Genomic DNA, 6,740 nt, shown 5'->3' on the forward strand with positions numbered 1-6,740 from the left:
TGGAAACGAAAACCGAGAAATGTTATACTACTAAACTTCTGATAACTGGATAAAACATTGATATTTTGATGCACTCCAAGAACTACTGGGCTATACTCAACCTCAAGCCCCGCCCCTACTCCCAACAAAAAATCAGATTTTTGACTAAGTTGATAAGTATTTTCAAGGGTAGTTCTATCTTGATTTAAAGATTCATAGCCAACATTGACTCTGCCGATGCCTTTTACATGAAAGTTGTTCATGGCATTTGAATAAAAACTAAAGTCTGTCTTGTACGAAAGATAAAGTTGTTGAACCGGCACCTGTACCGATAAGGTTTTGTTAGTTTGAGTATCAAAAACAGTAGTTTGTTTTCGATTGAAATTAAAACCAATGGCATGAGCGTTTCCTTTGCGATTGTACCTACCAAATGAAACCAGTAAGCTGACATTTGATCTTGAGGGCAAATAGTTATCATAACTGCCGAGAGCTAATTCATAAAATAGCTGTTTCTTTAAATGCACTTGTGCGTTTGAGAATTGACATAACCCCAAAAGCAAGAGAATAATAAATGATTTCATTTTTAGAGGGTCTTTGCTTTTGAAATTATCTTCGGAGAAATTGAAAATCTTAGATGACGACCGCCGTTTTGTTCATAAACCTCAATCTCGAATTCTTTATCATCCGAAATCGTACGTACTGGAGTTGCCACACAAATTGTATTGCGTGTCTGAGCTTTCAGTACATTATCAAGTGGAAATCTATCAGCAATTTTGAGTTCTTCTTCTTGAATCGTCATTCGCTTTAAAACTTCCTTGTCTTTGATATAGAGTTTTATAAAATCAATCGAATAATCAATTTCTGAATCGTTTAGTATCTCAATGGTAAAATACATCATGCCATTGCTGGTATACACTCCTTTCAAAAAAGCACTGGTATTTTGATTTCTGACACCTGTATTTCGCACAAAAGGTTTTAAAGCGATAGACTTTTGCATCGAAAACTTAATTTCATTGGCCGATTGATTAAGTGCAGCAATGAGGTAATTACTCTTCAAAAACTGATTAATTCCTAAATCTTTACTCGAAATCACATCAGAACTTAGATTATTACCAATGTTGATATTCAGAATTTCGGGGTCACGGTTATAGTTTGTCAGAAAACTATAAAGTCCACCATCGGCAGTTAAAACGGTTAAGTTGGTTTCTGAAAAGTGCTTATCTGTATTGGCTTTTATGCGTAGCACATTATTGAAGTTTTCAGTAATTTGAGCTATCACATCGGCCGTTCCTGCATCAACTTCTTTAATTTCTGATGGAAAAATAACGTGAATCGTCTTTATTTCAGAAATACCCAACGGGTAACTCCCTTTTACTGATACTTTATCAATCGGCAAAACATAACGATTATGTTGGCTTACAAACTTGTATTGCTCTGGATTTGAAACCTTTGGTTCGGTACTCTGTCCAAAACAAATTTGAGCTGTTAGTAGAAAAACAGCTATTCTAAAATTATTCTTCATTGATTAATGGATTGATATTCGACAAATTGACGGATTTGAGTAAAACTTTGTAATTGGGTTTGATTGTAACTTTGGGAGATTGAATTTTACTTCTAAAATAGCCCTTTGCTCCCTGCATCAAACTTTGGGTCGATTGCAAAGCAATTTGAGTTCCTACTTGTTTTTGAATCGAACCATCAGGCACAAATACACTCGTACCGTTGAAAGGACGGGTGGCTGCATCGGTGAGTTCTCTTGACAAAACATTTTTTTCTTTCAAGCTTGGTACATACAAACCTTGCTGACCATCTAAATCGAAAACCGCAATCGAAATCGGGTAAATAGTGTTTTCAATGCGAAGTGCCGAAACAGTAATAAAAACACGCTCTTCGGAAACTCGGCACGTACCAGCAATGAGCGTTCCGATTGGCAGTGTAACTTTCTGTTCGTTGGCTTGTAAAATGACATTTTGCAGCAAACGGAGTTTTAGAATTGAACCATCTTGAACTGTGATGGCATCAGCTTGACCATGAATAACTGCCGAAATAGCATCATTATTGGTAAAATACTTGCTTTTATCACTCTTTGAAAAGCCATAAAAACCTCCTTTCTTCCATTTCATACCAATCGTATTGGTGGAAGTTTCTGGGTGAAGACTAATGTCATCTTCAATTGTTGTTGGTTTCTTGGGAAACGTAACCGGTACTGCTGTTTTGGTTGGTGAACTTAGAACTGGATTTGGCTGAGCAGTAGCAGTTGTGTTTGCTTTTTCAAGATTCGATAACACTAATTGAGCTGTGCGATTATTAAACTCTTTTTCTTCTCGTTCTAATCGTTCATCCGCCAATTCTTGCTTAGATTTTCGGTATAAAGGTGTTTCAGCATTAGACAAATATTGCTGACGTGAAAACTCTTGATATTGTCGCCTTTGAAAATCTTGATTCAATTTTTCTTTCTTGCGTTGAGCTTCTGTTTTAGGAATATTTCTACTGTTTGAGGCGGTTTTTCGTGCATTCTGGACTTCTTGAAAATCGGCTTCACTTAATTGCTCATTGCTCTCTTTGGGATAACTTGGCTCTTTACCAGTTATTGCCGTTAATTCCTCTGTACCACCACCGTAAGAGTTTAGTTGAGATGACGAATGTCGGTTTTTGTACTTATTGTCCTCCAACTTAGTGTTTTTCGATTCAGGTGGAGTAAGTTCTGAAAGCGAATCGGTCGTTTTCTGCGGCTCATCTTTACTAAAAGCCCCAAATGAGTAAAGAATTAAACCTGTGGCAAACAAAATGAGTCCACCAATAATCACTAAGGCATATTGCTTATTGCCCAGTTTCCTTACACTTTGTTCATGTGGTAAGGGGACATTTACGTGATTTTCCATATCAGAAAATATAAAATGAAAGTATATTGATTGTTAGAATAAACAGGCCAAACAGTACCAAGATAAAAATGGTCTGCTTCCGATGGGAATGAAATAAATGGTTGATTTTCAGAGCAAAACGTTTTGATTTTTGATGAATAAACTCATTTATTCGTTGCCCCAACTGCTCTAATTCATCGTGCCGAACGGGTTTATTTTTCATGGATAACTTTGCTTTCGATAACTCTGAAATTCCTCATAAATAAACCGTTCGGACTACGAAGACTCCGTGGTACGTCCTCCAAAATGCAAGTCGTTGTCAAGCTCTTTTCGGATTGTGAAGTAGCACGTGTTTGGGTTACGATTGAGTAACACGTTGCGTTGTAAGGATACTCTTTTGTGTTGACAACAACGGAATCAATTTTTACTTTTTGGATTACATTTCCTTGAATCATATCATTGTAGAAACCTCGCTCTTTTAAATCATCGTAGAGTTTCTTGGCAGATTCATCGCATAGAAAAAAGGCTTTGGCCGTATTGGCTTCTATTTCTTGGGCATCAGGCACAATTGTAAAAAATAATTCATGGAAACGGCTCACATGGTAATTGATTTCAACTGGGCGATTGCTCTGAAAATTTCCCGCAATGGCTTCAAAATGCTCGTTTTTATTGATTAAATAGATACGTTTTGAAAACTCTTTTGAGTGTTTGTAAGACAGTGAAAGAGCTGTGATAGAAATGATACTCAAACTAACTAGAGCAATAATTGTAATGAGTTTTACCCTACGAAAGTGAGCGTTTAGTTTAAATAATTCCTCCATTTGTAATATTATTTCTTTGAAAATATGTGAATTGAAGCTCCATTTTCGCTAAAAACAAAGGTATTCTTAGTGTTTTGAGCGTAGCTTTGATAGGAATAATAAAGAATATAGGTTGTTAAACCAGTCGCTAAAACGATAATGCCAATGCAAGCCCCAACTAATAGTCTGAAGGCTTCAAAAAGGTTCTTTTTGAAGTAATTGTTCATTTATTTACACTTTGGATTGATTTACTACTTGATTCTGAACTCTTCGTGACAGCATTCGTGGTTACTTTCCCTGTATTCTGAATGGTACGAGTTGCTCCTTGCACAATCGAGCCAACGCCACCGACATTGATTAACATGGCGGTCATAGATGGTACTTGTATATAACCAATGAGCGATAAAAACAAAAGCCCGATAAACGCTAAACCCAAAAACTCAGGCTGTTGGGTTTCTACTCCCATCGTGGCCATTGCAGATTCTACATCGTAGCTATTGATGTAAGTATCACATAAATTAAATGCTATGGAGCTATACATGGCCGCAACGGCTGGAAGTAAGGCAAAATTGATATATTTGCCGAACCAATAAGCCAATGAAGATGTAAAGCCAGGGAATATTGAAAGAGCAACTGTTATTGGAAAACCGATTCTTAGTACAATTCGGAAACCAATCGAGATAAGAAGTAAACAGCATTCAGCAATTTGCATCAAACAAAGCAAAATACTTTGAATCACACTCAAAATTTGAAACTTGAATTCTTCCGAAAACTTATACATTCCAATTTTGAAATCAACCATTACTTCTCCGAAAATACCCGATTTATCTTCGTTTAGATTACTATTAAAGACGGCTGCATATTTATCGGGATTTTTGCCAATTTCTTCCCACTTTTTCTCTACCAGTTTTTCAATTTTTTCAGTTTGTTGCTGAACCTTGGTAGCAATGTTTTCATTCTGATTGTTGACTAATCCTCTTACTTCTTCGCCAAAACCATCAATGGCCGAGCAAATTTGTGGTGAAAGCGGAATCAATAATAAAACTGCAAATGGCCGTAAAAACGGAAAGAAATCTATTTCTTGGTTATTGGCTATTTGCATAATTAACTTGCCAAAAATGTAAACTAAAGCTCCAATTCCAGCAATTAAACGAACTTTTGGTTCGATTAGGTTAGCGTAAGTTTGTGCAATAGCCGCTTGATTTGTGTATAAATCAAAAATGATTTTAAAAATACCTTCTCCCATTTTGAATTGTGAATGAGTGATTTATTGAATGAGTGAATAGTTTATTTCAATTGGGTTTAATACATTCCCAACGACTGACATTCATCTAATTTGTGTTTCTTCCTAAGGGTTTCTGAGAGTTTTTGCTCCAAAATCATTTCCCTTGTTTTGATACGGAGGTAGGTTAAAAACTCATCGTTAGAAACCTTTTTCCCACTTGGATTTATCCAACATTGAATACTATCTTCAATTTGTTGGGTCACATCTGTAGTACCACCGCCACCTATTGCAGCATTACCAGTGCCATTTACAGCATCAGCAATTTCACCAGCAATTGAAAAAGCCATTGACGAAAAAAGACTAAACTTTGGGGGTTTTACTTGATAATCCCAACCTTGACCTAGCAGAACACCAACTGCTTGACCTTCCATTTTTTTCTCGGCTAACTGTAGCTCGTCTTGATAGTTTTGCATCCGAACCGTACAGAGTTCTTGCATTTCTTTTATCTTTTTGGCTTGTTCGCTTGTATAAGCAGAGTCTAAGGAAGATGTTTCTTTTTGATCGTAAGCATCGTCGTAGCCACTTCCACCGATATTTCCAACAACGCCACCATAACCTGCACCAGTAGAAGAACTAACCATCGAGTAAAGTTTTGCAGTTGATTTCAAATCGTTTCGATTACCTGAACGACGCAGTGAAAGGCTCTGAATATTTGAAAAATAGGTGTTTAATAGCTGCTCAAACTTACATACTCGGATGTAAGTATCATCTAACCACCTAACCCGTTCGGCATCTGACATTTTTAATACTCCACCTGATTGGGTAGTTGAGCTTTTCATGTCTTTCAGAATGTCGGTACCGACCTTACTAAGTTTTGTAATATCCTGCACCATCAAACTATATTCGGTTGGATAAATATGTCCATCCTTTGAAACTGCCGTAGAAAGTGAGGATATTTTCTGAGTACAGTTCTGTATTTTAGAGATAATCTCTTTTCCTCGATGAAATTGCTGTACAGCCCCCGAAATCTTTTTAAGCTGTTCAATATTCTTGACCATTGTTTTAAACGATGGGTCTTGAAACAATTTCATCATTGTTGTGATGGCAGTATGAATTGGATCATTTGTTATCATCTGCCCACGAACGATGATTGGCAACAAAACCGTTACCGATAAAATGGTGATAGTTAATTTTTGAATTGACCTTTTCATATTCCTAATTGATTAATGTTTGTTCAGCCCAAAGAATAGCAGCGTCTTTTTGTGAAATGTTTCTTTCTTCTGCAATTGCCTTAATTTTATCGACTTCAGTTGGCTCTGTTGTGTAGAGAGCGTAGGCATGAGGAGAAACTTCGACTCCATAAACCTTTAATTCTGAGCCTAATTTGATGGCTAATTCATTGAAATTGCCTCTTTGAATAGGTAATCGCTTATTGATGGAGAATATTTGTGGTAAATGTTCATCTGAGAGTTTGAACATTTGCAGGACAAAATCTTGCTCGTTTTTGTAGTTTCGTAAATCTAAAAGAATCTTTATATCGGTATTCTGAATAATCGCATCTTTGATGATTTCAGACTTTTTCAAGTCCTCGATTTCCTGTGTTACTACGCCCAACGCACCAAAATGTTTACGAACAGTCTTGAAAGCCCAGAGCAAAAAGTTGGCAAAGAAATGATTGGATACTGCTCTCCAAGCTTCCTCGATAACAAGCATTTTGAGTATCCCTTTCACGCCCATCAGTTTTGTAACGTAGGTATTGGTAATCACCAGCGTAATCACTGGTAACAAGATTGGGTCGTCTTTGATGTTATCTAATTCATAAACTACAAATGGCTCTTGCGAAAAATCTACATTTTCTTTTGAGTTCAGTAGATA

General features: G+C 36.6%; 6 protein-coding genes and 1 pseudogene. All 7 read right to left on the reverse strand.

What is annotated here, in order from left to right:
• Window positions 1-560, reverse strand: a 560-nt coding sequence (locus tag ACOVO2_RS04010) for a conjugal transfer protein TraO (RefSeq protein ID WP_421768730.1), incomplete at its 3' end; no start/stop codon positions are given.
• Between the two features lie 2 nt (window positions 561-562).
• Entirely contained in the window at window positions 563-1,501 is a 939-nt protein-coding gene (gene traN / locus ACOVO2_RS04015) for a conjugative transposon protein TraN (protein ID WP_421768731.1), read from the reverse strand.
• On the reverse strand, window positions 1,491-2,861 hold the full coding sequence (gene traM, locus ACOVO2_RS04020; protein ID WP_421768732.1) for a conjugative transposon protein TraM: 1,371 nt from the start codon (window positions 2,859-2,861) through the stop codon (window positions 1,491-1,493). The genes traN and traM overlap by 11 nt, the downstream gene beginning before the upstream one ends.
• Window positions 2,862-3,052: 191 nt before the next feature.
• Window positions 3,053-3,661 carry a conjugative transposon protein TraK gene (gene traK, locus ACOVO2_RS04025; RefSeq protein WP_421768733.1) on the reverse strand — a complete coding sequence of 203 codons (609 nt, stop codon included), beginning with the start codon at window positions 3,659-3,661 and terminating at the stop codon, window positions 3,053-3,055.
• A gap of 202 nt (window positions 3,662-3,863) precedes the next feature.
• Window positions 3,864-4,886 carry a hypothetical protein gene (locus tag ACOVO2_RS04030; protein WP_421768734.1) on the reverse strand — a complete coding sequence of 341 codons (1,023 nt, stop codon included), beginning with the start codon at window positions 4,884-4,886 and terminating at the stop codon, window positions 3,864-3,866.
• Between the two features lie 56 nt (window positions 4,887-4,942).
• On the reverse strand, window positions 4,943-6,076 hold the full coding sequence (locus tag ACOVO2_RS04035; protein WP_421768735.1) for a hypothetical protein: 1,134 nt from the start codon (window positions 6,074-6,076) through the stop codon (window positions 4,943-4,945).
• Between the two features lie 4 nt (window positions 6,077-6,080).
• Window positions 6,081-6,740, reverse strand: a pseudogene (locus ACOVO2_RS04040) (TraG family conjugative transposon ATPase); the annotation flags it as partial.

The sequence above is a fragment of the Emticicia sp. genome, assembly GCF_049241225.1.
Taxonomy (GTDB): Bacteria; Bacteroidota; Bacteroidia; order Cytophagales; family Spirosomataceae; genus Emticicia.

Excerpts from the sequence above, each read along its gene's own strand:
- traN (WP_421768731.1), bottom strand. The coding sequence starts at position 1,501 with ATGAAGAATAATTTTAGAATAGCTGTTTTTCTACTAACAGCTCAAATT.
- traM (WP_421768732.1), bottom strand. The coding sequence starts at position 2,861 with ATGGAAAATCACGTAAATGTCCCCTTACCACATGAACAAAGTGTAAGG.
- traK (WP_421768733.1), bottom strand. The coding sequence starts at position 3,661 with ATGGAGGAATTATTTAAACTAAACGCTCACTTTCGTAGGGTAAAACTC.
- ACOVO2_RS04030 (WP_421768734.1), bottom strand. The coding sequence starts at position 4,886 with ATGGGAGAAGGTATTTTTAAAATCATTTTTGATTTATACACAAATCAA.
- ACOVO2_RS04035 (WP_421768735.1), bottom strand. The coding sequence starts at position 6,076 with ATGAAAAGGTCAATTCAAAAATTAACTATCACCATTTTATCGGTAACG.